A 26,662-nucleotide genomic window follows, 5' to 3' on the forward strand; every position below is an offset into this window, starting at 1 on the left:
GAGAAGCCTCTCCCGCTGGTCCGAATCGGATTCTATAAGGGCCTCAGGGGGTGTCAAGGCGAGCGGCCGCCGCCCATGACGTCCGTAAAACATTTACCCGCAACGAGATAGCGAGTCCGCCGCGCTGCGTTGTGGCCCTTCCACGCTGCTGCTAGAGTGGGCCGCGCACCCGCGCCAAATCCCCCATTACCCCACCGCCCTCGACACTTTGCCCCGCCGCCCACTGCCATGGCCCACAGCCCCACGCTCGCCAAACTCAAGCAATTGGCCGCCGATGCCGACTATGTGCCGGTTTGCCGCCGATTGGTGAGCGATTCGCTCACGCCGGTCTCGGCGTTCCACGCCCTCGACGCCCGCTCGCCCGGCGGGCCGGCGTGCCTGTTCGAGAGCGTCATCGGCGGCGAGAAAGTCGGCCGCTACAGCTTCCTGGCGACCGAGCCGTACCGCCTGCTCGAGGCCCGTCGCGACGAGGTGACCGTCACCGACTTCACCCCCGCCGGGCCGCGGCGGGAGACCTTCGCGAGCGACAACCCGCTCGAAACGCTCCGCGAGAAGGTCGCCGAGGTGCGGGTCGCCAAGATCCCCGGCCTGCCGCCGTTCTTCGGCGGCGCGGTGGGCTACGCCGGCTACGACACGGTGCGTTACGTCGAGAACCTGCCGGACGCGCCCGAAGACGACCGCGAGTTGCCCGACCTGGCGTTCGCGTTCTTCGACCACATGCTCGTGTTCGACAACGTGCAGAAAACACTCACCGTGATCGCGCTCGCGAACACGACCGACGGCGCCGACCTCGACAAGGATTACCAAGAGGCGTGTGAGCGGGTCGACTCGCTGGTCGACGCACTCACCTCGCGCGAGGCGGCCTTGCCGCCGAGCGACATCGACACCGGCGGCGACGCCGAGGTCGACTACACGGCCAACTTCACCAAAGCCGAGTACGAGACGGCCGTTGAGAAGTGTGTGGAGTACATCCGCGCGGGCGACATTTTCCAGGTGGTGCTGAGCCAACGCCTCGCCGCGCCGATGCCGGGCGACCCGTTCGAGCTTTATCGCACGCTGCGCGTGGTGAACCCGAGCCCGTTCATGTTCTTCGTCCGCACGCCCGACTGCACGCTGGTCGGCAGCTCACCGGAGATCATGGTCCGCGTGGTCGATGGCAAGGTGACCGTCCGGCCGCTGGCCGGCACGCGTCCGCGCGGCGTTACTGATGAAGAGGACAAGGCGCTCGGCGAGGAACTGCTGGCCGATCCCAAGGAGCGGGCCGAGCACGTGATGCTCGTCGACCTGGGCCGCAACGACGTCGGCCGCGTGGCGCAGTACGGCTCGGTCGAGCTATCGGACGTGATGGTGATCGAGCGTTACAGCCACGTGATGCACATCACGTCGAACGTCACCGGCCAGCTGCAGGAGGGACTCGACGCGTTCGACGCCCTGGCGGCCTGCTTGCCGGCGGGCACCGTGAGCGGCGCCCCCAAGGTCCGCGCGATGGAGATCATCGACGAGCTCGAGCCGCACCGCCGTGGGCCGTACGCCGGGGCGGTGGGCTACATCGATTTCGCCGGCCAGATGGACACCTGCATCGCGCTCCGCACCGTGGTGGTGCAAGACGGCGTGGCCTACGTGCAGGCGGGCGCGGGCATCGTGGCCGACAGCGTCCCGGCGAGCGAGTACCAGGAGACGCTCAACAAGGCGAAGGGCATGCTCAAGGCGATCGAGATCACCCGCCGCCGTCTTGGCGACTGAACCCCCCTCCTGCCACCCCCGAGCGTTTGATGCGAAGCGTGATCCAGCGTGTTTCTCGGGCCAGTGTCGTCGTCGAGGGCGAAACGGTCGGCGCGATCGGCCCGGGGCTGATGGTGCTGCTGGGCGTTGGCCACGGCGACGGGCCGGACCAAGTCCGCTGGATGGCCGACAAACTCGTCGGCCTACGGATCTTCGACGACGCCGAGGGGAAGATGAACCTGGCGCTCGGCGACACCGGCGGCGCCATGCTCGTGGTCAGCCAGTTCACCCTGTGGGGCGACTGCCGCAAGGGCCGCCGGCCGAGCTTCGTCAACGCGGCCCCGCCGGAAGAAGCCGAGCGTCTCTACGAGGAATTTGTCGAGGCGGTGAAGGGCAGGGGGGTCGAGGTCGCCACGGGCCGATTCCGCACGCACATGGAAGTGAGCATCGTAAACGACGGGCCGGTGACGCTGGTCGTCGAGTCGCCGACTGCGTGATCATGCGCGGTCCCGCGCAAAGAACAGCCAGTCGGTTTCGACCGAATCGATCAGCTCGTTCTCGAAACGGATCGGCTCGACCCGCACCTCGTCGAAGACCTCGCGTAGCGCGTCGACAAACGGCGAGCTCTCGGCGTACGACCAGACGCCCAAGACGCCGTGGGGCGCCAGCCGCCGCTTGGCCTGGCGGAGACCCTCTACCGTGTAGAACCGCCGGTTGGGCGTGTCGGCCTCGGCGTCGAGCGGCAGCCGGTCGTCGGGCGAGTGGTCGATGTCGATGAGCACCAGGTCGAACGCCTCGTCTGGGGGGCCTTCCTCGCCGAGCAGGCGGGCGAAGGCGTCTCCCTGCGAGACCGCCAGCCGCGCTTCGGCGTTGAGTTCCTCAGAAAGCGGAACGAGCCCCTCCCGCAGCCAGCCGATGACTTGCGGCAGGTACTCGACAACCTCGACCGAGGCGACGCACGTGTGCTCGAGCGCCGCACGGGCTGTGTAACCAAGCCCCAGGCCGCCGACGAGCACCGACAATCCCTGGTTGTGATCGTCCCCGCCGCTGTGCATCTCGACCGCCACATCGGCGAGCGCCCGCTCGCTGGCCGTGTTGTGACTGCTCATTAAAAACTCGTGATTGAGCGTCACCTCGGTCACGACGAGCCCGGGCTGCGACAGGCTCGACCAACGCCTCAGGCAGAGCAGCCCCAGCGGGCTCTCTTCGTAGGCGAGTACCTTGAACTTGGGGGGGCGGTCGGACATCGCGATTCCTGAGCGGAGCGAGAATAAAACAGGGCACACAGTGCAGGGCAGGGCGACCCCCACCCTAACGAACCCCACCCGCCGGCGGGAGTCTGGTGGATAGCTCTACCCAAACGGGCCCGGGCCAAACAGAATAGCCCCCATGCCCGACACACCCCCCGTTGCCGATACCAACCGCGAACTGCAGTGGCAAAGCCGTTGCCTGATGGTGCTCACCGTGCTGGCGATCGCCTACGCGCTACACGTGCTCAGCGGCGTGCTCATCCCGTTCGTTTTGGCGCTCTTCTTCACGGTCGGGCTCACCCCGCTGCTGGACCTGATCGAGCGGCGCCTGAACGCCTCGCGGTTCGTGGCCGTGACGATCTCGTTCCTGCTGAGCATCGTGCTGCTCACGCTCTTGAGCCTGGCGATCGGCTCGTCGGTCAATTCGCTCGCCCAAGACGACAAGTACCAAGAGAGCGTGATCGCCACCGGCAAGACACTCGTCGGCGTGGCCAAACGCTACAACCTGATTGCGATGGTCGACGACGACCAATCCGTGGTCAAGAAGATGGTGGCCGACGGCTCGGATTCGAGCGCATCGGACGAATCCGAAGGCGGGGCGACTTCCGAGGATGGTTCGCAAGCGACCGATTCGGCTGGCCCAGAGCAAGGGCAGGACCTGCAGGCGGTCGGCGAGCAGGCCGCCGAATCATCGGCGCCCATGAAACAATTGCTCGAAGGGCTACGTGATACGACACAAGAAATGCAAAAGTGGCTGTTAGGCGAGATGCTCGGCCTGTTCAGCACGCTGTCGATGGTGCTGCTCTACATGTTCTTCATGCTGCTCGGCGCCAGCGGCGGGGTGCGACCGACCGAGGGGGTGTGGCCGACCGTCGAGGACAAGCTGCGCGAGTACGTCGTGCTGAAGAGTTTCATCTCCGTTGTTACCGGCGTGTCGGTCTGGCTGGTGATGATCTTCTTCGGCGTGCCTCTGGCGATGGTGATGGGGCTGCTGACGTTCCTGCTGAACTTCATCCCCAACTTCGGCCCACTCATCACTTGCGTCTTGCCACTGCCGGTCATCTGGATGATGCCCACGCCGGTCGAGGGCGAGACGATCGGCATGACGCTGCTGGGCAAGGCGATCGCCAGCGTGCTCGTTTGTGGCGTGCAGCTAATCGGTGGCAACGTCATCGAGCCGAAGATGATGGGCGACTCGTTCGAGTTGCACCCGATCACGGTGCTGCTCGCCTTGGTGCTGTGGGGCGCCATCTGGGGATTCGTCGGCATGCTCTTGGCCGTGCCGATCACCGCCGCGATCAAGATCCTCTTAGACCGCGTCGACCGCACACGGGCGATCGCCCAGGTGATGGCCGGCGACCTGGAAGCGATTCGCGTGGGGTAGGGCGGTTAGCGAATGATCCGCCAGCGCTCTGGCGGCCAGTAAACGTGCGTGGCCACGCCAACGATGTGGGAGGAGGGGACCGCGAAGGGGGGGCGCCCCGGCGCGCCCTCGCTCCACAGGCGTGAGTCGAACGCCTCGCTGGAGAAGTCGCCGAGCATGAAATACTCTCCCTCGCCCAAGCTCGCAGGGTTGTCCTCGTCTCCCCACATGACGCCGCGGAAGCCTGAGATCTTGGTCACGTACTCAAGACCCTCCAGGTCGTCCGGTGGGTCCAGACGCTTCCCGTCGGCCCACACGGCGCCATCTTTGATCGTGATGGTCTCGCCCGGCATACCAACCAGCCGTTTGACGAAAAATGTCGCCGGGTTACTTGGCGGTCGAAAAACCACCATATCCCAACGACTCGGTCGCAGGTATTTCGCGAAAAAGACACGATCCGAACGCCCCTCGGTCAGGGCGGCGTACGACTGCGTCACATGGAATTGGTCGCAGATGATTTTTACCGGACGGCGCCGTCGTGACCTGTCGCCGAACAACGAGCCGTAGGCGGGGGCCCCACACACGGGGCAGTCTTGCCATGAGTGCTCGCCGAGCAAGGTCGGCGCCATCGAGTTTGTGCTCGGCGTGAACCCTTCGAAGAAATACGGCTTAGAAACCAAGAGAACGAACAAGACGGTGACGATTGGCGCCAGGATAGGAAGCGAGCTAGCGATGGCTGACTTAAGCCAACCCAGCCGAAAAAATTTCGCAATCACTAGCCATTGTGCGAGTATCGAAATTGCGTAGCCAATCAATAGACCTGCTGGGTAACTCAATGCCCCAGGCCCTGGGGTGATTTCCCAAACGGCGTTGACGGCCAAGTTCAGCAGCAGCACAAGCAGGGCCGCTTTGAATAAACGCCCCACGGTGATCCGCTCGGCCCCAACCCAGGACAAGCCGAAACGCAATCCTGCGAACCAGAGAAAAATCTGAAGCGCCAGAAGTCCGACGAGCATGACGACGAGGACGGCCGTTGTCATAAGATTTCTATTGGTGGTACGGTACGAAGCCGCCCGAGTCACCGCGATTCGGAGCGAAGCCGCCCCCCGTCGACACGGGGTATCCGGCCGGTGCAGTGTACACCGGCGGCGCGTTCGTCGTGGCGGGCGCCACGGCGCCAAAGGCAGAGTCGCGAGACGCTTTGTACGCAGGCGCATCGCCGGCGACCACCCGATCGCCGACCGGTCCCGCCGAGTCGCCCAGCTGCGCCACACGGTCCTTCACTTCGCGCACCTTGCCGGCGAGCTCCGGGTTGCGCAGCTCGAGGCGGCCGATCACGGCCGGCTCCATCAAGATCGCCGCCGTCACGACGGCCAGCTTGGCGTAGCAGGAGAAATTGGCCCACGGCTTCTTCCCCCAGAACTTCACCGCCGTGCCAAACGACTTCTTGAACTTGGGCAGCACGCCGCGCGTGTCGACGCTGTAAACCTCGTCGAGCACCAGATGGCTGAGCGAACCCAGGCCGACCGCGGCAGCCTTGTAGTAGCGCACGAAAATGTCGTTCGACCCGCTGATCAAGAACGCCAGGCCGGCGAAGATCAGCACCGCCGGGATGCTGTGCCACATGCCGCGGTGCACGCTCCAGCGACCGATCAGGTCGGCCGCCAGGAAGCGGATGCCGAAATAGAGCGCCGCGCCGACGAGGATCATCTGGTCGTGGCCCAGGTCGAACTGCTTGAAGCGGTCGATCATGAGCATCGGCACGATGGCCGCGGCGAAGCCGAGCGCCTCGCGCCGCGGCACGCCGGAGTCGCTGTCGACATCGGGCAGCATGCCAGAGACGCCGCACAGCCCGCCCGCCACGAGCGACGTGGTCAGGTCAAAGCCGACCGCGGTGCCGGCCGCGGCGAAGCCGCAGCCGCACACGCTGCTGAACGTGACGTGGGTCTTGAAGTCGGCCAACGAAGTGTCTCGCAGCGCGGATGGGTTTAGGCAGCGTGGCTGCCGGGCAGGTTCGCGCGAACTGTAGAAAGTTTGGGAAGACGAGGAAAGCCCGCCGCCAGAATGAAAATGAGCCGGGGGCTTACGCCTCCCAACTCCATATGGCTCTCGTGCGGCCAGTCCGCTCGGTGCTAGCACTCGACGTTTCTTGCGTTGTGCTGGCGGTTGCTATTCGCCCCGCTGTGGTCGGCCGATATAGTGCGTCGCTTGTTCGACGAAGCGTCGGAAAAGAACCCCGCGCGCCCCCCTGCCTTTCGCACCATTGCCATGCAGACCTACGACCTGTTGATGATCGCCGTGCTGGTCGGCATGACGCTGTACGGCTACTCCAAGGGAATGGCCTGGCAGCTGGCTTACTTCGCGTCGTTCATCGTTAGCTATTTCGTCGCGATCCGGTTCGCCGACCGCGTGGCGCCCCACCTGACGTTCGTCGGCCCGCCGACCAACAAGTTTGTCGCCATCCTGCTGATCTACGCCGCCACGTCGCTGGTCATCTGGCTCGCGTTCCGAGTCGTCGACAAGGCGATCGACCGCGTGCGGATGGAGGGCTTCGACCACCAGATGGGCGGCATCATCGGATTCGGCCGTGGCGTGCTATGGTGCGTCGCGCTGACGTTCTTCGCGCTCACACTGCCCGTGCTCCCCGACGCCCAGAAGCAAGGGATCATCGGCTCCAAGTCGGGCCGCTACATCGCCCAACTGCTCGACAAGAGCGAGTCGATCGTCCCGCCCGAGGTGCACCAGGTGATCGGGCCCTACCTGATGCGTCTGGAGACGGAATTGAACCAGGGCGGGGGGGCGCCGCAGCAGCAAAACCCGTACGCCGCGCCGGCCGGCCCAACGCAGCCGTGGGGCCAGCAGCCGACGGCGCCGAGTTGGCCGCAGACGAATTTCAACCAGTCGAACATCAACCAACCGACCAACAATCAGTACGGAGAGGCCCAGCCTAATAACGGTTTCGCATCGCAGCCGAGCGGTTGGCCCACGCCGTCGCAGCCCTCGGGTGGTCAGCCGACATCGGCGTGGCCGACGCCGAGCCAAGGAGGCGCAGCGCAACCCTCGAACGCCACGCCCGCGCAGCCGGCGTCGTGGCCTCAATGGCCGCCGCAATAACCTCGCCATGAGGCGATAGCGACGTCAGCATGCTCGGCGTGCTGATCGCGGCAGGGGCCCCAAACCCGGCAAAAAACCGCCCAAAACGAACATAACAGAGAAAATGCGGCAACCCGTACACCCCCACTAATGGGGTATGCCTTGAGACCAGGCAGATTGTGCAGTTGATACAACCGCACGGACGGATTACATTGCCGCTCAGTCATCGAAGCTCATCCCTTCGAGGGCTCATCGGGCCGGCAGCTCCAACTGCGCGGCCCTCTTTTCGTTACGACCGGTAATATTCTCCCGGTTCGGCAGGTTGTCAATACCGATTTCCAGCTTGTTGTCTTTTAAAAAAACCTTACGCTAGCACCTTCTACCTTAAGTGTTTGAGTATTGCATTCGGACCTTTGCGTTAAGTGCCCTCGGAGCGAATTACCTATCTTGAACGTTTCTGGCACCAGAAATTGCTTTTGCAATCTCAAGAGCTGTCAGAAGTATTTGAGGGTCAACGTCCTTAGCATCTTGTTCAATGAATGTTGATCCTTTATCGATGTTCCAATGTTGGAACGCCTCCTTTACTTCAGACCATTCAGCCTTGTCACCGAAAGCATCTAGATAGAACTCCCCAAATGATATCGCGTGTATACGATCGGAATTCCGTAGCGACTCTACCATAAACGCCTTGCCTAGTAAGAACGCAAATCGTGACAGAGCTCCTAGAACACCTATAACCAGCACCGTGACAAGTCCTACTTGAACCAACGATTCCCATGAGGGTTGCTTGTCCTGTAGCATTATCGCTCGCCATACCCCATATGCGACGCCCCCCACCAAGGAAAGTAGCGCCACTCCGTACCATGCATAGGAGAGCCTTCTGTAAACATGCTCCCGATCCTTGAGGTTTGCCAAGGATTTTTGCACGTATTCGCCAGTGGACCTTTCTACCTTTTCCTGGACTTCACGCCGTTCCTCTTCCTTTGCGATCTTGATATTATCGTAGGCATCCAGCACGTTATCTATGGCGTCAGCTGTTGCCCTGTAGCCCTCTTTGGTGCGGCTTTTAAGGTGCAGAATCCTCATCCCAGCAATAGCATCTGGTATCGGCACGGATAATGACGTGGCAACGGGTATCAATAGTGGGACGCCTCGAGTCCTGTAGGAGATCGCCGCCTCCCTCACTCCTTTCATAAGTTCAGAGGACCTTGGGGATTCGTCCGAGAGAAGCAGTACTACTGCGTCAATATCGGAGTATGGTAAATTAACTTTCGCTCCCTTCAAGTGAAGGGGGAATTGAAATGGGTTAATCGCGTTGCCAAGGCCGAATAACATCTCTTGACCGGAATTCATCTCTTGACCGAGAGTCATCACATGGCCTTTGTCTCCAAGTGGCTCTAAAAGATTTTGTATGATCGGAGAGTCTTCTTTTGCGTATAAGAGTAGTAGCCTAGACACCTTATGTCTCCTGCTCTGAGGTCTTGTGGCTGCGTTCGAGGGCCGGGGTGATAATCCAGACCCAGGTTGGTCTTCCCCCGATCTATGTACCAGTCGCTATGCTCTTAGTACGATGCGTTGGGCCAGTAACTCGTAAGACAGTCCCTGACCGATATACGGTACTGCGATTGTACTTATACCGTAGTGCCTGCTATTACATCCTGTAATTCTAGTAGTTTTTACGTATTCTTGCTGTAAAGCATATGAGAAACGTCTTCGCAGAACTGCTTCTGGGATTCTGGAGGCTCCTGTGCCATCTGCTTCTACTGATCTTCGGAGGCAGCGCGAAGTCCCGCAAGGCGAGCAATAACAGCCCTGCAAGTCCACCGTACGTCTCTTGCGATTCGCTGCTGTCTCCAGCAGAAATGAATCTCTACGGCTCATTATGCAAAGTTAGTAAGCCGCTTGTCATATTCGTCAAGGTACGACTCGCCGACCTGGCTGAAACTCCTTCAGGGTGCGAAGGTCGGCAGGGTTGGTTGAATCGCGTAACCTCAAAGCATGTCGACTTCGTTCTCTGTGATCCGAACACCTTGCGTGTACGAATGGCGATCGAGCTCGACGACGCATCGCACAGGAGAAAGTCGCGGATGGAGCGCGACGCCTTTGTCGACTCAGTGTTCGAGCAGATCGGAATTCCGCTTGTTCACATCAAAGCCGCCAGGAGCTACGACGTGCGTGAGTTGCACACCACGTTGTGCGAGGCGCTCAAATTGTCGTCGGCCAAGGGCCTCGATTAATGAATGCTTGGCGATGGATCGATGAGCGCGTGGAATAGCAGATTCCGCAAGGGGCAAGTCACTTCTGTGAATTCTTCCGATTATGGGATCTTTTCACAATGTCAGCAAAAAGCACTTGTACTGCTACATCGACGTATTCGAGTCTCGGTTTAACAGCCAAGTATAACCCCACACATTCCGGGGCGCGATGCGGGAACTGATAGCTTGAAATAGTTGGAATACAAGAGGCTTATTGAGGATGACTAAGCATGACAATAATCTGATTCAGGTTTGCCTCCCAGCGACTGAGTAGTGTCCATTTCTGCTGAGATTCGTATTTGTCCTCACCGCGTAGATGTTTTGGCCACACTATTGCCAGCCCCAAAGCCATGTTAGAGTCAAGCAAGACAAGCTGATCTTGCGTGAAATTCTCTCTCGCGAATGAGGTAAACTCTAGCTTCATCTTTTCCCATTTGTCATTCTCCAGGATGCCTTCATTCGCTAGGCGATATTTCTCTCGCTTGATGCGTTGGCTCCATGTTGCACAAGCTAGCCTCAACTCGGCCCTTTTTTTACGATCCTCCGCAGCTATAGTAAGCGTCTCTTGTAGTGATTCCAATTTCTCTATTGTTTCTTCGCGAGACGCTAGCTCGCGCTGGCTGGCCTCGTACTTCTTTTGCCATTCATCGCGTGAATTCTCCGCGCCAATTCTCTCGTTTGTTATCCTGCGAATGGTTACTGCATCTTCAGGCGACCCGGAGCCCAGTTTAGACTGCATTGCTTCAACCATATGCCCATACACCACAAAAGCAGTAAATCCAACTACGACTACAAAGGAGCACAGCACCATAATCAGTGGGCGAAAGTCCCTTTTGTTTTCTCCTTGGCTCGATAACTGGACTTTGCTTCTGGGAGCCAACACTTCTAGGAGCTGATGCGATACGTAGGGCCACGCGCACCCACCACACATGAGCGTCCAAACCACCATCATCAGCCACCACCAAGCCCCCGTAATCACTACCTGTCCCTCCGAGGAGAACAAGTAGAAAAACCCAGGGGACAGCACGAGGGCGACAAGACCCATGCTGAAATCTTTTGCTTTTCTATCCATCCGCCCATCATATCACCCCATGCGTCAAAGTGATGGAGTGGACACGCGTACAGTGGTTTGCAGCCAGATCGACTATCGCTCTAGAGCCATAATCGCAAGCCACAGAAATACTTAGTTGTTACGACGAACGAGAGTTGCAAACCACGTTGTCTAAGACGCTCGTGTTATCGTCGTCGGCTAAGAGCCTCGATTGATACTCGGCGATCGCCCGATGAGCGGGCTGCATCACGGAGCCAGGCAGGGGGCGATAACGGACCTCGCCCCAACCCGCACGCTCGTCAGGGGCGCCTACGCCGATGCGTTCGAGCGCGGCCAGGTCGCCGTACTTCAGCCGCTCGGCTTCGATGCGGTCCTTCCAGTCTTCCGGGAGGGTGGTCGACTGGAGGTCTGCGATCATGGCCGCCCTGGCGTCGATCTCGTCTTCGAAGCTGATGCCGGGCAGTAGAGCGATGAAGCGGAGGTAGGCGTAGATCGCCCGATCACGGTTCTCCCGCTGTGTGAGCGGGACAGGTTCGCGTCTGGCTCGTGCGACTTCTACGCGTCCCATGAGGGAGCCTTCCCAATCGACCGCCTCGGCGGCTCGTTGCACGAGCTCCCAGAGTGGGTGCGTGCCGAGCTTGTGGCGGTTCTTCCTGTCGACGTAGGCGCCCGACGCCGGACGCTCGGTGAGGCGGTAGCCCTTGGATTGTAGATCGCGGACGATTGTGGGCAATGCGGCGACCAGGCCTTCGACGGTCTCGGTCCCTTCGTATTTCTCCCGCGCCCACCTGCCGCCGATCTGCCACTCGATGCGGTCGATCGTGTCTGTCTCGACGCCGAGCCTCTCCTGCAGTTGCTCGAGCTTGCGGAGTCGCTCGCCTTCTCGCTTGACGACCGCTTTGAGCTGAGCCGTCTTCTCGTAGCAACGCATGAGGACCTTGTCGGCGCCGGACTTCTTACCGGCGTAGAAAGAGAGGCCGCGGCCGTGGTCGTACTGCTGCTCCCCCTTGATGTAGCCCGCCCGGTGACCGCCCGTGTGCAGAGCGAACAGCGGACGGGTGATCGGTTTCGCAAAATCGATCGCCGCGTCGATGCGTCCGATCCTCTCGCCGCGTGGTGTGACGCCGATCTGCTCGAGCACGGACTTTGCCGAGTTGATCGAAGGCACGGGGCTGCGAAGACGGATCGAGGACTCGGCGTGACACTCCCACTTAGCGACGGCGCCGCCAGGCGTGTGCACGGCTGGCAGGAAGAGTTGGAAATCGGCCGAGTCGAGCCGATAGGGAAACTCCTGCTTGACGCCGAAGCCGGTCAGCTTCGAGCCGATACCGTACGGGGCGACGGTGCACGTGGCGCCGAGGAACTGCACCTGCGGCCAATCTTGCCGCCTGGTTGCATTGTCGGCTTGCTTGCGGAGGTCTTCGAGCCAGGGCACGATTTCCGCTTCGTAGCGGCCTGAGATCTCGCCCAGGATGTAGGCTTCGCAGCCGTCGACCCCACCCCCCGAACGTGTTGGTTTTACGGCATTGCCTCCAATGTTATCCCTGTGGGGCGGGCTGGCGCCCGCCCCGCGCGGGGACCCTCCCGCTTTGGGTCGCGGGTCCCCCCCACGCGGGGCGGGCGCCAGGTCATTGTTGGATTGCTTGGGCATGGTTCGCCCCTTGCCTCCATCGAGAAAGTCGCAGGCCCCGTGTTAGGCGGGAGCGCATCGGCTCGCGCCGTGTCAGCGGTGGAAAACGAGGGGGCCCTGAGCCGCCGAATCGCTGCCCCGTGCGTCGCGGCGGGCTGCCGTTGAGGGATACCAACCGGGCTCGACTGGAGCGGGTCTGGGAGCCACAGGGGGCTTTGCCTGGGCCGGTCCCTTGCTTTGCCGATTCGGCGGCTCCCCCTCGTTTCCACGCGCTGACACTGCCGGTCCGAGGCTTCTGGGGCGTGTTGGCTTGCGGTGTGGGCCTGCGACTGGTCCGCCGATGCGGTAGCACTGCAACCAGACCTGCAGCACTTGAAACGCGGCCGTTTGATCGTGGCCGGTGGCGAGGCCCAGCTCGCGGCGGTCCTGGAGGCGATCCTTGGCCAGCGTGCCGAGCAGGTAGACGCCGCCGGCCTGGACGATCGAGGTTGTGACGAACGATTCCTCACCGGTCACCGGGGCCTCGCCGTTGACCAGCTCTTTGATGTCGCTCATCGCGAGATCGAGGTCGATCTTTGCGGAGCGTTCGCCGGTTTCGCGTAGCGTCAGCTCGACTTGCACGCCGGTCTGCACGTAGTCGTATCCCTCAGTGGTCACCGTGCCTTCGGGCGAGGTCGAGCGGCGGGGCAGGGGGACCCGGTCGCCCTGGACGAAGCGGCTCGTTTCGCCGTCGCTCACTAGGAACATCGGGGCCGCAGAGATCCCGACATCGTCGCGCGTGTAGGCTACCTGCAAGATGGCGTCGAGCGACGCGGCCAACTGCCAACTGGCTCCGGCGCCCCCGGCCGCTGACCCCGCTGCGAACGCCAGTCCCGCCTTGGCCGCCGGCTCGAGGTTCACGCCGAGCTGGTCCGCGGCCGACGTCGAGTAGCTGACCAGGTGCAGTTGCACGACCCAGACCGGCGACTCGGCCGACTCGACCATGTCGAGCATCTCAGCGACGCGCGTAAGCACCTCGACCGTGTCGCCCACGACCACCAGGCCGTCGGTGAAACTCGCCGCCCGACCCTCGGAGGAGGCGAACACCGTGAGCGCTTCGTTGACCTGCTCTTTAGTCAGGCGACGCACGCGACGGACGAGGATGCCGCGGTCTTGAGGTCGGAGCGACCCGACGAAGTAGAGGTCGCCCTTGAGCCTCACATCGGCGTCGATCCTTCGCGCCGCAAACGCGAGGACGTCGTCGACCGGTTGCTGGTCGACCTCCATCGTGATCGTTTTGTATTCGAGGCTCTGCTCGACAACGATTGAGACATCGGCCTTATCGGCCAGCAGCCTGCAGAACGCTCCGAAGTCCATCCCGTCCGCCGAGATCGTGACGAGCTTCCTTGGCGCTGCCATCTCCTTTTGGCTGGCCTCTGTTGGGAGCCACTGTTGGTAGACGCTGGGGAACTTCGGTTGGCTGTTCGGCACTGAAGGCCTCATCAGCATTCCCCGCTGAGGCGTCCGACAGCCCAGCACGCCCGACGCCCACAGTGAGACGCACGCCATTAGAAAGGTGGACACAGCGGCATTGCCGATTAACCCTGACGACCTTCTCGCCTTCGAATGGTCCCTCATAAATCTCGTCGCCTTCCTTGTAAGAAGCCCCCCCTTTGAACCAGACCGTATCGCCATCGATGGCGACGATCGTCTCGCGCTTCGAGAGCTTCTCCGCTTGCTCACGTAGCTTCTTCGTTTCCCTCGTTTGCTCGAGGAAGTCTTTCTGCATGTGCCGCATCTCTTCGAGCATCACGCTGCGCTCAGGTTCCGGCATGGCGGAGATCGCCGCCGCCAGCTCGTCGGCCGTTGGCCTGGCCGCCTCGTTGAAGTTTCGCTTCGATTCACGTGTGAACGGGTCGTCGTGACGGACCACGCTGGGCAACTCGCCGGGCTCAGGAGGCTTGACCGTTTCGGTCGCGTCGCTATTCCGATTGGCTCCAGCGACGGCCGACAGACGCGAAATCCAGGTCTTGAGCAAGATATTCATGCCGCCGCCGAGCGTAACCCAGCCGACGGTCGCCGTGAGCGCGCCGGCTAGGGCGAGCTTGTGCCAGTGAGACCAGAGGAACCACGACCAAACGGGCCAGGTCGTAACGCCGTCGAGCTTCGTGGGGAGCAGGGCAGGGCGTTGCTCGAATTGTCGTTCGACCTTTGAGCCCGCCGCCCCTTTGCCGGTCCCGCCGCCGGCCGCTTCGTAGGAGCGGTAGAGCTTGAAGCCGTCAGGCTCGAGCGGGATCGTTTCGACGTGCTGCTCAGCGAGCTTGCCCTTAACGCGTCGGTACTCAGTGATCGCCACCTTGGCGCGGTACTCGCGAGTAAAAGACGCGATCAGCTCGTACCAGTAGAGCATCGGGATGCGGAGGATCGGGTCGCGGCGCCGCTCGGCGTTCGTCAGCTCGTATCGCAGCTCTGAGTGAACCGAGATCGGCTTGCCGACTTTCGATTCGTCTTGGGTGACAAAGACCAGGCGGCGCCATCCTTCGTGCCGACACTCGCCGAGCCACTTGGTCCAGCGGACATGGGTTTTGCTCGTGTCGCGACGGCAGAACCGGTGGCATTCGTCGAGAATGAAATCGTTTCCGTCGGCGAGGTTCTTCTCGACAAGCGACCATGGCCCCGTCGACTGATCTTCCCAGGCGCCGAGGTCATACGGCGCGAGCAAGATAATGCGGTTGCGGAACTCTTCCGCGGGGCGGCCCGTTCGGCGCTCGCACTCGTCCGCGATCACGTCCACTTCTAACGGGAGATTCGTGATGATCTTCGGCCCACCGCTGCCAACCAGGCGTGCAAGGATGTCTTGGGCCGTGATGTAGCTCTTGCCGGAGCCAGGTGGGCCGCAGACAAACGAAATTGAGAAGCTTTGATGCGTGTCTTTGAGCATGCTTTACCTCGTTCACCACAAGTACGGGACCAGGCGGTAGTTGACGCGCTCCGCGTACCGCCGCCACGAAGGTTGCTCACGCAAGAACTGCTCTTCGATAAGGATCACGCCGACCGCTGCGGCTGTCATCACAACAAGCCCGGCGATGTTCCACGCGAGAGGGTTCACCAGCGTGACGCCGACACGTGCGAGCAAGCCCGAAAGCATTCCCGGGTGTCGAATGAAGGCGTAGGGGCCGCGGTCGCAGAGCTTCTTGTACGTCGAAACGCCGACCGTCTCGCGGTCCCAAAGAACGATGACGAACCAGACGCGCAAAGCGAGCAGGGCGATAAGCATTGGCTCCATCGCCGCCGAAGGAGTCGCCACCGGAATAACGACGTAGCCGGCTGAGTAGAGCAGGGGGACGCCCCAGCCGACGGCCCTTCGATCGATCTTGGGCGCCGAGAGCGCGTTCTCGGCCGAAAGAAGACCGGTGAGGGCTTCGAGGACGGCGTAAGCAGCCGTCGCGTAACTGCCGCCGATGCTGAACATGTAGAGCAGGGCCCACATGCTCGCGATGGTTCGAAACATCGACAGCGCAAAGCAGCCCAAGCGTGTAGCATCCATGCTAACCACCTGCAAACGGGATGTGTCGGAGTATGATCTTGATTGGCACGCTCAGGAGGTAGAACGTCCAATAGGCCGCAAGCAGCGCGAGGCCCTCGTTGACGGGGAACCAATGGTTCGCCGTGTTGAGCGAAGCGGAAACGTAGATAGGCACCGCGGGAAAACTGATCGCCGGCATGCCGACCAGGTCCAGGAGGTTTTGCACCATCCCCCACGTGTTGCCCCAGAACCACATGAGCGTGTCGGCAATGACGCTGGCCCCGCCAGTGAGCAAGAACCGTATCGAGTCCAAAATCGCCTGGAACATCAGAGATTCCTTATCAGGGCCGAGCAGTTGATCGCGAACCGGAACCAGACGTACAGCAGAGCGAACGCACGTACGCCGGTTCGCAAATACGCGAGGTAAGAGCTAACAGCGGCTTGCGTTGATCCAAAGATGTAGAGGGCAGGGGAGTTCTCCAGCACGCCGGTAAAGGCGAAATCAAATGAGTTGTCGCCTGGCACCGGAACAGTCAACACGTTGATGTTGCTTGCCCCCGTGTCGATCTCAGGCAGGCTCCAATTGACTGCCGGAGTATCGAGGTAGTCCGGCTGATCTCTGACCGGAGGAGCAGCGTCGACTCCAGTGGGCGGGTCGACTTCCAAGCCCTCAGTCGCTTCGAGCAACTCCTCGAGCTTCTCGCATATGTCGCATCCTTCCTCTTCGCCTACCGCGGTGGCCTGGCCAGCGGTAACGAAAAGCAGCATGAGCAGGAATGCGATGTTTTTGGCGCTCATAGTTCGTAGACGAGTTTGGTGCAGCCGGTCGCGAACCGGTACCACGCATAGATGAGGATCATTGACCTGAAACCGTTCTGAAGGTTGACCAGGTCAGGAGCCACACCGGGGATGACGTCGGTAAGGTTTGAGTTCAGTAGGTCTGCGGTCCCGTGGCGAACCGAATAGTTCGATTGCCCCGGGATCTTTACCGGGAACGTGAAGCCGTCGACTGACACGCCACCTTGCACTGTTGGCAGCTCCCAGCTTGGCGTGGGAGGCTGCAGGGAAGGCGCCGATCTGACTTCCGGCAGAATGTCGTATCCGCTGGGGCCGCCCGGCTGCAGGCCCTCAACTTTGAGGATTAACTCATTGAGCAGAGGGCAGGGGTCGCAGCACGACGAGCAATCGCCGTCGACGTTGCATTTGTGGCAAGGATTCTCTTCGCAGCACTCGGGCCAGCTGGAAGAGCCTGGCTCGCACGTAGGGAAGACGGTTTGGCACTCGCCTATTTCGATATTACACTCGTGGCAATCGTTCTCTTCGCAGCACTCAGGCCAATCGGGTGACTGTGAATTGCATTCCTCCTCGTCGAAGTCGCATTCTGGCCACGCGGGGTTGCACACGTGATCGAGACAGCAAGTGGGAGTGTAGGCGTCGGAACACTCTGACCAACACTTGTAGCACGGCGGCTTCTTCTTGTGCTTGTTGGGCGTGTTGATATCACCATTGCACATCAACAGGCGTGCAAAGGTGTACGTTTCGCCGTCGGTTGTGCTGTTCTCCCACCAGACGTTCGGATGCGGGATAAATGGGCTGCCACGCCAATCGTTCTCGAAAACGCCCGAGAAGCGGTGTCTCGTAAAGATACTGGCGCCCTCGAAATCATCGTCGGGAAGGTCGCCTGCAGGCGAAGGATCGCAGTCGAACATATAGGAAGTGTTGTCGAGCTTGACGCCGTTGAAGTAGAGGCGGCCTGCGCCGTAATTGGGATAGTACATCCCGGCGTTCTCTTCGATCGTCGTGAGGCCGCAAGTATGAAAGACCTCGCCGTCCGGGGCTCCCGTTCCTACTATCTTCACGTCGCCATTAGCGTATGTGAGTTTGAGCCAGAGATGCACGCCGGTCTCGGGTGCGGGTCGGTCGTCGGGCTCCCAAGTTTCCCACCGCCGCAAGCAGCCCGAGCAAGAGCCGCACTCGCCATCGTACGGGCCTGATGCGACGGCTAGCTGGGCTGTCAGTAGTAACGTAGCTAGGAGTAGGAAACGATGAAGCATCACCAAATGTCCCGGTGGTTCTTGATGAAGAACAAGACTCGTAGCGAGACGGCGCCTGCTGCCCAGCCGGCTGTGACGGCTAGGACTTGCAGGATAAAGAGAGCCTGGACTCTAAATGTCTCCCAGGAGGACGTTTCGGTGTCTGCGATCGTGAGGAGGTTACTGACGTACGAGACCAGTGCGGCTGCTTGTGTTTCGTTCATGTCCCTGCCAGAGCTGTTAAAGCGGAGCGACCGAGAGTTGTTGGGACTACTCGGCCGCCCCTGTCGGAATCACGTGCCTAGGCGGCGTCGATCAGAAGCCGCTACGAGCCCAACGCAGGCCCTTGCGGATCAACAAGAACGCGAAGAACGCCGCCACGATCACCGAGACGATCGAGCCAAGCTCGGTCACGGTCTCGGTCACCATCCCCGCCACGTCGACGCCGGTCGTCGGGAGCAACGGATCGGTCGCGAAGGCGGGAGTCGCAACCGCGGCCACCATGGCGAGGCTGCAAAGGAGTTGAAGAACGATCTTTTTGTAGTGAGAGAACATCGGGATAACCTTGATAACGAGAATAAAAACGCTTTTGAGGGAACGCCCCTCGATCAACCATGGCGGCCACCAATCAGTTGAGCCCAGTTGCCGGCCTTCGTTAGCCAAAGGACGTAGCCGACAACGAAATGAAAGATGAAGGAGGCCCACCAGATACCCGCGAAGTACGCGAACGGTGAAGCCTCAGAGAGTTCAGGCATGGGAATGGCCCCCCCTACCCGAAAAGCATTCAAAAACCCGATGGCCCGCCGGCAGATGTGGTGACCTGCGGGACATCGGGACGCCGGAGAGGCACCGGGCATGATCTAAAGACCGGCGAGGCGTGGAATGGAACACGCCCCACCGGCTCCGCCCCCTTGGCTTCCTTGCAGCATCCTTGCTACGCGGAGGCAGCAGACGCCGACTTCCGTGCCGACGATTCGACGGGAGTAACCTGGATATCCTGGAGCTTGTAGCCGCCCGTTTTGATCGGGTCGAGCTTCGCTCGAATCTTGATCTCTTGATCCATGAAGCCCGTGAGACGCTCGAACTCTTCGCGGGAGTCGCAGCTGATCCACATCGTGGACCCGAGACACATGAGCTGGACGCGGTAGACGTGACCGTCGCCGCCGTCGAAGTCCATTTTGCTTGTGACCCAGCCTTGGGCGTGAGCGGTGAGACCTTGAGGGACCATGAATAGCATTCCTTTTGCGTGCAGTTGGGATCCATCGAAAAGAGGGCCGGGCAGATGGCTGCCGAAGAATCGGGCAAACCGTACACCGGTAGAGCGGTGTACACCTGGGGCATTTCATGCTGTTTCGCGGCGGCTACAGACGCCCAAAACGAACATAACAGAGATTATCGGACGTTATTCGGTGGGAGCTCAGGCGGCGAGGCATCGCGACACAACGGCGTGGATCCCCTGCTGCCCCGCGGTGAGTGTCAGCGTGATCACGAGCCAGCCACTGGCAAGCAGCCAAGGCGATCGGTCGCGTCGCAGGACGCCGGCAAGCTCGCCGAAGGGCGCGCGACAGGCGGCGTAGCCGGCCGCGGCGATCGCAGCGCCCAGCGCAACAAGGATTGCGGCTGGCCAACCGAGCGCGATCAATTGGCCGGAGTCGGTCCAACGCAGCCCGACGCCCGCCGCTAGATACACGCCGCCGGCGAGCAGGCAGAAACCGGCGCCAAGCCTCAAGACGGCCCCGATCTCCAGCCGCTTGATCCGCCACGCCGGACGCGTGAATTGCGGCGCGATCCAGCCGCTCAGGAATCCGGCCCACAGCACGAACCCAGGAGACGGGTTGTGGCTCAGCAGCGTGTGCGGCAATCGGCCCGGTCTCAATTCGACCGACGCGATGTCGCCACCGGAGACCACGGCCGCCGCAACGTGCCCCAGCTCGTGCGTCACGAGCGCCGCGACGACGATCGACCAAACAATCGAGAGCACGACGAAGGCGAGGGCGGCGAATCTCGGGGCTTGGCGGAAGCGGTTCAACATCGCGTGCGAGCGCCTCGCAAGTCGTCGACGGGGACCGGCCTTACGAAGCCGTTTCGTGCTCCGCCGTTCCAGCGGAATCCAAGAACTCGCCGATGCGGCGGAACTTGTCGTAGCGTTCGGCCAGCAGTTGCTCCTTGGGCAGCTCGGCCAGGTCGCGGAGCTGCTTGGAGAGGTACATCTTCAGCCGGCCCGCCATCTGGTAGTGGTCGCGGTGGGCGCCGCCGATCGGCTCCTCGATCACGTCGTCGATCGCGCCGAGCTGCTTGAGGTGGCGCGACGTGAACCGCAGCGCCCGGGCGGCGTTCGCGGCGAAGTCGTGGCTCTTCCAGAGGATCCCCGCGCAGCCCTCGGGGCTGATGACCGAGTAGTAGGCGTGCTCCAGCACCGCGACGCGGTCGCCCACGCCGATGCCGAGCGCGCCGCCCGAGCCACCCTCGCCGATCACCACGCAGATGATCGGCGTCCCCAGCCGCGACATCTCGAGCATGCTCTGGGCGATCACCTGCGCCTGGCCGCGCTCCTCGGCGCCGATGCCGGGGTACGCGCCGGGCGTGTCGATCAGGCAGACGATCGGCAGGCCGTACTTGGCCGCCATCTTCATCTTGAGCATCGCCTTGCGGTAGCCCTCCGGGTGGGCGCAGCCGAAGTAGCACTCGGTCCGCTCCTTGAAGGTCTTGCCCTTGTGGTGCCCGACGAGCATCACCTTGCGGCCGTCGATCTTGGCGTAGCCGGTGCGGAGCGCGCGGTCGTCGCCGAAGAACTTGTCGCCGTGCAGCTCGACAAACTCGTCGAACACCAACTCGGCGTAGTCGGTGAACTTCGGCCGGTCTTGCAGCCGGGCCACACGCACCGTGTCCCACGGGTCGAGGTCCGAGTAAAGCGACTTGGTCACGTCGACCAGCTCACGCTTGAGCGAGCGGATCTGGTCACGCTGCTCGGGCGACTTGTCGACGAGCGCCTCGAGCGAACGGAGGCGGTCTTCGAGGTCGTGGATCGGACGCTCGAACTCGAGCAGCTGGGTGGCGCTGGACATAGAGGGCTCAGGTATAAATTAGAAACCACGAAGTAACGAAGGAACAAAGAATCACGCGGCGGAGACGCTCCGTTTGACGCTGATTGCTTCTCCCGTCGTTGCTTTGTTCCTTCGTGGTTTGATTAAGTAAAATGGATGGGGCGACTGGTTCGTGCTAGCTCTCTTTGCTCTCTTGCTCGCCCTCGAGTTCGGGCTCTGGCTTCTTGGGCGGCATGTAGAAGATCGGCTCGGCCTTGATCTTCATCATCACCTCCTTCATGGTCGACGGGCGGTCCTTCCGCTCCTTGGCCAAGAGCTGGTTCTGCACGTACGCGGCGAACTGCGGGTGGATGTTCGGGTCGGCCACCGTGAGCGTCGGCGGCTTGGCTTTGAGGTGCCGCTGCAACAGCTCGTTCGGGCTGTTGGCCGTGAACGGCACCTTGCCGGCGAGCAGCTCGTGGACCATGCAGCCAAAGCTGTAGATGTCGTCGCGCGGGTCGACCCCCTGCCCCCGGATCTGCTCGGGCGCCATGTAGCTGTAGGTGCCCTGCACCTTCGCCTTGCCGCCGAATAGCTTGCCGAGCCCGCCGGTCTGCTTGGCGGCGATCGTGAAGTCGATCAGCCGCACCTCGTTCTCATCGTTGACGAGGTAGTTGTCCGGCTTGATGTCGCGGTGGACCCAGCCCTTCTCGTGCATGTGGGCGAGCCCCGCCGCCGCGTTCGTGAGCAGCTCCTTCACCCGCCACTGCAGCGCCTTCACGTTCGCCGTGATCTGCTGCTTGAGGTTCGGCGTCTTGAAGTACTCCATCAACAGGTAGGCGCCGGTCTTGGTCGAGCCGAACTCGTACGTCTTGATCACGGCCGGGTGCTCGAGCGCCTTGCCGACCTCGTACTCGTGCTTGAGCTCCGCCACGGCTTGCCGCGAATACTTCTGCCCCTTGGGCAGGTATTTCACCGCGAACAAATCGGTGCCCGACATCGGCCGCACGGCCCAGATCTCGTAGAGCGCGCCCGCCCGGATGAGGTGGTACATCCGGTATTCGCCGATGATCTCGTCGCTCGCCGCCACACGCCGCTCCGCTCGCTGGGAGGCGTTGGGACGCCCCGTTCCGCTCGTGTTGGTTCCGATCCTATTGCCGCTACAACAGTTACAGTTTATCTGGAGACCGCCGACGCCGGAAGAGCGACGCCCGCAGCCGCAGTCCGGTGGGTTTCCGGACATCGACACAGGGGATGCGGTGAAATCGTGTGGAATAGCCGCTGCCCAGCGGAGATTGGCCCACTGGGCCTAATACTCCACGCTTACGAGCACCAACCCGTGGGCCGGCGCCGTCGGGCCGGCTTGGGCCCGGTCGCGGGAGGCGAGCACCTCGGCGACCCACTCCACCGGCCGGGCGCCGCGGCCGACCTCGACCAGCGTGCCGGCGATCGTGCGGACCATGTTGTAGAGGAAGCCGTCGCCCGTGACGGTGATGTCGACCCGGTCGCCCTCGCGCCTCACTTCGCAGCCCAGCACCGTGCGGACGGTGCTCGAACGCTCGGAACCGACCGACTCGAACGCGGCGAAGTCGTGGCGGCCCAACAGGATCGCCCCCCCCTGCCCCATCGCCGTCTCGTCGAGCCGCGCCGACGGCGCGTGCCACACCCGGCCACGGTCGAACAGCGGCCGGGTGCGGCTGTTGTGGACCTGGTAGCGGTAGGTCTTGCGCAGTGCGTCGTGCGTGGCGTGGAAGCCTTCGGGCGCCCGCTCAACCGTGAGCACCACCACGTCCTCGGGCAGCTTCGCGTTGAGCGCCTGCTGCAAGCGGCCCTCCTCGAGAGTAGAAGACGTGGACAACCCGACGACCTGCCCCAGGGCGTGGACACCGGCGTCGGTGCGGCCGCTGGCCGTGACGCGGACCGTCTCGCCGGTGATCTCGCGCCAGGCGCGCTCGACGGCGTCCTGCACCGTCGGCCGCCCGGGCTGCGTTTGCCAGCCGGCGAAGCGGGCGCCGTCGTAGGCGACCGTGAGCTTGAGCCAGCGGGCGGGCTCGAGGGCTGGATCGCTCACCGTAGTTTGAGTTCCGTGAGGAGCCGGTCGAGCGCCGCTGATTCTCCGAGCGTCTTGGAGTCGTTTACCGCTTGGGTTAGGGCTCGTGAATTGACAAAGTCGAAGCTCTTGCTGTTGGTGGATTCAGCGTAACTGCGGCTCTCATCGAGGAGTAAGATCGACACCACCCCCTCCGCCAGCAGCCAGATCTCTGGTACTCCGAGCGCGGCGTAGATGCCTAAGCGGTCCACCGATCGGCTGGTCACATCGACCTCGATCACGAGGTCGGGCGCGGGGTGTTTGGTGAGGTCCAGTTCCTCGACGCCGCGCATTACCTTTTCATTCGCGATCCAGTAGCAGGCATCGGGCTCGACACCCTTTTCAAGGTCGTCGCGCCGATGGGTTGTTGAGCCGCCTCCTTCAATGGCGACCCCACGCAGCAGGCGGATCGAGTGGATCAAGCCAACAAGGAGGTCGATCCCTCGTTCATGCGGATGGCCTGGGCTCATCTCGATCTCCATCAGGCCACGGTCGTAAGAAACGAACACGCGTTCATCACCAACCCCTGCAAGAAACCGCTCGTAGGTCTGCCAGCTCACGCCTTCAAGTACGAGGCCCGATCCTGTTAGCCCTGAAAGGACTTGGTCGGGAGCGTCGACGGTCGCCATGACATCGCTCCTTGGGGTTCTCAATACAGTCGCTTACACCGTCGCGCCGCGCTCGACGAGCAGCTCGGCGATCTGCACCGCATTGGTCGCCGCGCCCTTGCGCAGGTTGTCGCTCACGCACCAGAACGCCAGGCCGTGGTCCGAGGAGAGGTCCTCGCGGATGCGGCCGATGAACGTGTGGTCGTCGCCGTCGCAGTCCAGAGGCATCGGGTACTGGCCGGCGCCCAGGTCGTCGACCACCTTCACGCCGGGCGTGCCCGCGAACAACGCGCGGGCCTCGTCGACCGAGATCTTGTGCTCGGTCTCGACCAGGATGCTCTCGCTGTGGCAGTTGCTCACCGGCACACGGACGCAGGTCGGGCAGACGCGGATCGACTCGTCGCCGAAGATCTTGTGGGTCTCGTGGACCATCTTCATCTCTTCGGACGTGTAACCCATGTGCTTGGCCGAGCCGATCTGCGGGATACAGTTGAACGCGATCGGGTGGGCGAACGCCTCGTAGTCGTGCTTGGCGCCGTCGAGCGCGGCGCGTGTGCCGCTCTCCAGGTCGCGCTGGCCGGCCACGCCGGCGCCGCTCGTCGCTTGGTAGGTGCTCACCACCACGCGGCGGATGCGGCCGGCGTCGTGCAGCGGCTTCATCGCCAGCACCATCTGGGTGGTGCTGCAGTTGGGGCTCGCGATCACGCCCTTGTGGGCGAGCGCGGCGTCGGGGTTCACCTCTGGCACCACGAGCGGAACGTTCGGGTCCATCCGCCAGTAGCCGCTCTCGTCGACCACCACGCAGCCGTGCTGCTTGGCCCAGGGGACGAACTCTTTGGCGATGTCGTCGGGTGTGCTGCCGATCGCCAGGTCGATGTCGGCAAAGACCTCGGGGGTGAGCTCCTCGACCGTGTGCTCGGCGCCGCCGAACGTGAGCTTCGTGCCGGCCGACCGCTTGGAGGCCAAGAATTTAATCCGCTGGTGGGGAAACTTCCGCTCCTCCAGCAGCTTGCGGATGATGCCCCCCACGGCGCCGGTGGCGCCAACGATCGCAATGGTCTCGAACACCGCTCGGTCACTCCTACAAAAAGCGTGCGCACGGAATTGTGCGTGTATATAAAAACCGTGCATGGCCGGCCGGACGCCCCACCCTGCCCTTGCATTCTACCCCAGACCCGCGGAGAGCGGCAGCCGCTGCGACGATACGTCGCCGATCGTGCGACTTGCTTTCTGATGGGCATGAGCGAGGCGCAACCTAGCAAACGAGGTTCGCCTCACGCCTCGGCGGCCGCCTTGCGGGGCCGGAACAGGGCCGAGGCCCACCGCGCCGGTCGGTCGAACAGCCCCTCAATGAAAACCGGCGCCAAGAACGCCATGTTGGCCACGAGCATCGACAGGGCGAACTCGGGCATGCCCATCCCCAGGCCGATGAAGCCGTGGATCCCGATCGCCCCCAGCAGCACCCATGGCCGCAGCAACGGGTTCCAGATGGCCCAGCAGTAGAACAGCTCCCACAGCACCGTGGCGTGCGTGAGCGCGTCGACGAGCCACAGGTGGTTCGCCAGCCACGTCATGTCGAGCGAGCGGTACTCGGGGTTGGCCACCGAGAACCACACCGCCCTGCCGTTCCACCACAGCTCGCCCTGGAGCTTGCCGAGGCCCGAAAAGAGATAGACCACACAGAGGTGCAACTGCATCAGCCGGATGGCGATATTGGCGCTGATCGAGGGCTCGGCGCCGGCGCCCGGCTCCTCGTCGCCACGGCGTTCGGCCCGCAGCCGGTCGACCGAGTATCGGGCGCCGCAGGGGCCGAGCATCACGTACATCGCCAACAGGCAGTTGATCTTGTCGAGCCCGAAGAACGCGCCGGGCGTCACGTGCTCCACGTACGAGAGCGCTCCCAGGAAAGCCAGCACCGCCACAACACGGCTGAACAAGCCGAACATCAGCATCAGGCAGACCACGAGGTACAGCACGTGAACGGTCCACAGCAGCCAAGCCGGGCCGATCCAGTCGAACAGGCTGAACACGAACCGGCCGGCTTGCTTCTGCGCGATCAGCTCCGGGGCCAGCCAACCCTCGGGCCCCAAGAAACCCGACAGGTCAAACGACCACACCAGGTGGGTCCAGAAGAGCAACGCCCCGGTCAGCACGCGGATGGCGCAGAGCACAACCGGGTCGGCGGGCGAGAACCAGAACCAGTCCCAGGCGCCCCACAAGTCGGAGAAGTGGCCGCTGATCGCTTTCCAGACAGCTTTCATCGTGCTCCCCCGATCGTCTGGTCGCCCGCCGGCAGCGCCCCCGGGGGAAGTGGCTCGGGAGCCCGCGCGTCGTCGGGCTCGAACAGCGGCTCGTCAAGGTCGCTGGCGTACTCGGTCAGTTCGAAAACGATCTGATAGGTCGACTCGGCGTAGGCGTCGGCGCCCTCACGCACGTGCTCGGGCAACAGCGGGTCGTGACGCACGTAAGCGACTCGCACCTGCGAACCGCCGTGGACCCGCAAAATCCGTTTCGCGTACGACCGCAGCGAGAGCCTCAGCCGCTCGTTGAAGTCTTGCGGGCCGGGCGGGATGGCCGCCTGATCGGCCAGCATCATGTGGCGGTGGTACAGCAGCCGCGGCCATTGTTGTTTGAGATTGGGGAACTCGCCCTCGGTGACGGTCTCGCCGGCGTCGTCGAGCACCCGGTACCACACCAGATGATTGACCGGCGGCTCGGGCCCGAAGAAGTGGTAGCCGTTGTTCAGGTAGAGCGGGTCGCTGTACCAACGGACGAGCGGCGTCTGGGCGAGTGTCGCCGCCAGGTCGGAACTCGGCGAGACCGAGAACGGCGAGATAAACACCACGAACAGGTGCCAAACGATCAGCAAGCTGAGCAGCACCCGCAGCCACAGCGAGAGCCCGTCGGCCGATTTCTTGTTCGGCGACTCTTTCGGATCGTGCGGGGCTCCGGCGTGCGGGGCGTTGCGGTTCTTCTTCGCCAAGTGAGAGAACGTTCTGTGCTAGCAGGATGGGCTTGGCTTGCGTGTGGCGCGGCCGGC

Annotated in this window: 27 protein-coding genes; 5 read left to right on the top strand and 22 right to left on the bottom strand. The window is 62.4% G+C overall.

All coding sequences use genetic code 11. The features are described from left to right. Positions 1-228 precede the first annotated feature (228 nt). Both trpE and dtd read left to right on the top strand, forming a co-directional pair. Complete coding sequence (trpE, locus tag Mal64_RS17760; RefSeq protein ID WP_146402825.1) at positions 229-1,743, top strand: anthranilate synthase component I; 1,515 nt, start codon at positions 229-231, stop codon at positions 1,741-1,743. 29 nt (positions 1,744-1,772) lie between these two features. Continuing rightward, entirely contained in the window at positions 1,773-2,219 is a 447-nt protein-coding gene (dtd, locus tag Mal64_RS17765) for a D-aminoacyl-tRNA deacylase (RefSeq protein WP_146402827.1), read from the top strand. On the opposite strand, the gene Mal64_RS17770 is transcribed toward dtd, so the two are convergent. Further along, positions 2,220-2,969: a spermidine synthase gene (locus Mal64_RS17770; protein ID WP_146402829.1), complete on the bottom strand. Its 750-nt coding sequence runs from the start codon at positions 2,967-2,969 to the stop codon at positions 2,220-2,222. 142 nt (positions 2,970-3,111) lie between these two features. On the opposite strand from Mal64_RS17770, the gene Mal64_RS17775 reads away from it, so the two are divergent. Then, positions 3,112-4,356: an AI-2E family transporter gene (locus Mal64_RS17775; protein WP_146402831.1), complete on the top strand. Its 1,245-nt coding sequence runs from the start codon at positions 3,112-3,114 to the stop codon at positions 4,354-4,356. Between the two features lie 5 nt (positions 4,357-4,361). Here Mal64_RS17775 and lepB read toward each other — a convergent pair whose 3' ends face one another. Both lepB and Mal64_RS17785 read right to left on the bottom strand, forming a co-directional pair. Beyond that, entirely contained in the window at positions 4,362-5,375 is a 1,014-nt protein-coding gene (lepB, locus tag Mal64_RS17780; RefSeq protein WP_197525858.1) for a signal peptidase I, read from the bottom strand. A 7-nt stretch (positions 5,376-5,382) separates the two neighbouring features. Further along, positions 5,383-6,297: a metal-dependent hydrolase gene (locus Mal64_RS17785; RefSeq protein ID WP_197525859.1), complete on the bottom strand. Its 915-nt coding sequence runs from the start codon at positions 6,295-6,297 to the stop codon at positions 5,383-5,385. A 306-nt stretch (positions 6,298-6,603) separates the two neighbouring features. Here Mal64_RS17785 and Mal64_RS17790 point away from each other — a divergent pair, with 306 nt between their 5' ends. Then, positions 6,604-7,449: a CvpA family protein gene (locus tag Mal64_RS17790; protein WP_146402838.1), complete on the top strand. Its 846-nt coding sequence runs from the start codon at positions 6,604-6,606 to the stop codon at positions 7,447-7,449. Positions 7,450-7,866: 417 nt separating this feature from the next. Here Mal64_RS17790 and Mal64_RS17795 read toward each other — a convergent pair whose 3' ends face one another. Further along, complete coding sequence (locus Mal64_RS17795; protein WP_146402840.1) at positions 7,867-8,886, bottom strand: hypothetical protein; 1,020 nt, start codon at positions 8,884-8,886, stop codon at positions 7,867-7,869. 242 nt (positions 8,887-9,128) lie between these two features. On the opposite strand from Mal64_RS17795, the gene Mal64_RS17800 reads away from it, so the two are divergent. Continuing rightward, positions 9,129-9,665: a DUF2726 domain-containing protein gene (locus Mal64_RS17800; protein WP_146402842.1), complete on the top strand. Its 537-nt coding sequence runs from the start codon at positions 9,129-9,131 to the stop codon at positions 9,663-9,665. Positions 9,666-9,894: 229 nt separating this feature from the next. On the opposite strand, the gene Mal64_RS17805 is transcribed toward Mal64_RS17800, so the two are convergent. From Mal64_RS17805 to Mal64_RS17890, 18 genes are all read right to left on the bottom strand, one after another. After that, positions 9,895-10,755 carry a hypothetical protein gene (locus Mal64_RS17805; protein ID WP_146402844.1) on the bottom strand — a complete coding sequence of 287 codons (861 nt, stop codon included), beginning with the start codon at positions 10,753-10,755 and terminating at the stop codon, positions 9,895-9,897. A 118-nt stretch (positions 10,756-10,873) separates the two neighbouring features. Next, positions 10,874-12,169 carry a hypothetical protein gene (locus Mal64_RS17810; RefSeq protein ID WP_146402846.1) on the bottom strand — a complete coding sequence of 432 codons (1,296 nt, stop codon included), beginning with the start codon at positions 12,167-12,169 and terminating at the stop codon, positions 10,874-10,876. Between the two features lie 288 nt (positions 12,170-12,457). Continuing rightward, positions 12,458-13,762, bottom strand: coding sequence for a hypothetical protein (locus tag Mal64_RS17815; protein WP_197525861.1), 1,305 nt, complete (start codon positions 13,760-13,762; stop codon positions 12,458-12,460). Next, entirely contained in the window at positions 13,683-15,284 is a 1,602-nt protein-coding gene (locus Mal64_RS17820; protein WP_146402850.1) for a zonular occludens toxin domain-containing protein, read from the bottom strand. The genes Mal64_RS17815 and Mal64_RS17820 overlap by 80 nt, the downstream gene beginning before the upstream one ends. Before the next feature lie 12 nt (positions 15,285-15,296). Then, positions 15,297-15,854, bottom strand: coding sequence for a methyltransferase family protein (locus tag Mal64_RS17825; RefSeq protein ID WP_197525862.1), 558 nt, complete (start codon positions 15,852-15,854; stop codon positions 15,297-15,299). 37 nt (positions 15,855-15,891) lie between these two features. After that, the gene (locus Mal64_RS17830; RefSeq protein ID WP_146402854.1) at positions 15,892-16,197 is read right to left on the bottom strand and encodes a hypothetical protein; all 306 of its coding nucleotides are present in this window, start codon (positions 16,195-16,197) and stop codon (positions 15,892-15,894) included. Further along, positions 16,197-16,667 (bottom strand): hypothetical protein, encoded by a 471-nt coding sequence (locus Mal64_RS17835; protein WP_146402856.1) that lies wholly within the window; start codon positions 16,665-16,667, stop codon positions 16,197-16,199. Before Mal64_RS17835 ends, Mal64_RS17830 begins: the two co-directional genes overlap by 1 nt. Next, positions 16,664-17,767 (bottom strand): hypothetical protein, encoded by a 1,104-nt coding sequence (locus Mal64_RS17840; RefSeq protein WP_146402858.1) that lies wholly within the window; start codon positions 17,765-17,767, stop codon positions 16,664-16,666. The genes Mal64_RS17835 and Mal64_RS17840 overlap by 4 nt, the downstream gene beginning before the upstream one ends. A gap of 450 nt (positions 17,768-18,217) precedes the next feature. Continuing rightward, positions 18,218-18,457: a hypothetical protein gene (locus Mal64_RS17845; protein ID WP_146402860.1), complete on the bottom strand. Its 240-nt coding sequence runs from the start codon at positions 18,455-18,457 to the stop codon at positions 18,218-18,220. A gap of 379 nt (positions 18,458-18,836) precedes the next feature. Continuing rightward, a complete protein-coding gene (locus tag Mal64_RS17850; protein ID WP_146402862.1) occupies positions 18,837-19,130 on the bottom strand; it encodes a hypothetical protein in 294 nt (97 codons plus the stop codon). A gap of 189 nt (positions 19,131-19,319) precedes the next feature. After that, entirely contained in the window at positions 19,320-19,934 is a 615-nt protein-coding gene (locus Mal64_RS17855; protein ID WP_146402864.1) for a hypothetical protein, read from the bottom strand. Between the two features lie 40 nt (positions 19,935-19,974). Continuing rightward, positions 19,975-20,967, bottom strand: coding sequence for an acetyl-CoA carboxylase carboxyltransferase subunit alpha (locus Mal64_RS17860; protein WP_146402866.1), 993 nt, complete (start codon positions 20,965-20,967; stop codon positions 19,975-19,977). A gap of 154 nt (positions 20,968-21,121) precedes the next feature. Beyond that, complete coding sequence (locus Mal64_RS17865) at positions 21,122-22,015, bottom strand: serine/threonine-protein kinase (protein WP_197525863.1); 894 nt, start codon at positions 22,013-22,015, stop codon at positions 21,122-21,124. A 219-nt stretch (positions 22,016-22,234) separates the two neighbouring features. Next, positions 22,235-22,996: a tRNA pseudouridine(38-40) synthase TruA gene (truA, locus tag Mal64_RS17870; RefSeq protein ID WP_146402870.1), complete on the bottom strand. Its 762-nt coding sequence runs from the start codon at positions 22,994-22,996 to the stop codon at positions 22,235-22,237. Then, positions 22,993-23,643 carry a Uma2 family endonuclease gene (locus Mal64_RS17875; RefSeq protein ID WP_146402872.1) on the bottom strand — a complete coding sequence of 217 codons (651 nt, stop codon included), beginning with the start codon at positions 23,641-23,643 and terminating at the stop codon, positions 22,993-22,995. Before Mal64_RS17875 ends, truA begins: the two co-directional genes overlap by 4 nt. Positions 23,644-23,676: 33 nt before the next feature. Beyond that, positions 23,677-24,690, bottom strand: a complete 1,014-nt coding sequence (locus tag Mal64_RS17880; RefSeq protein WP_146402874.1) for an aspartate-semialdehyde dehydrogenase — start codon at positions 24,688-24,690, stop codon at positions 23,677-23,679. A gap of 206 nt (positions 24,691-24,896) precedes the next feature. Then, positions 24,897-25,883 (bottom strand): HTTM domain-containing protein, encoded by a 987-nt coding sequence (locus tag Mal64_RS17885; protein WP_146402876.1) that lies wholly within the window; start codon positions 25,881-25,883, stop codon positions 24,897-24,899. Then, entirely contained in the window at positions 25,880-26,605 is a 726-nt protein-coding gene (locus Mal64_RS17890) for a hypothetical protein (protein WP_146402878.1), read from the bottom strand. The genes Mal64_RS17885 and Mal64_RS17890 overlap by 4 nt, the downstream gene beginning before the upstream one ends. Between the last annotated feature and the right edge of the window lie 57 nt (positions 26,606-26,662).

This window comes from Pseudobythopirellula maris (assembly GCF_007859945.1).
Lineage (GTDB): Bacteria > Planctomycetota > Planctomycetia > Pirellulales > Lacipirellulaceae > Pseudobythopirellula > Pseudobythopirellula maris.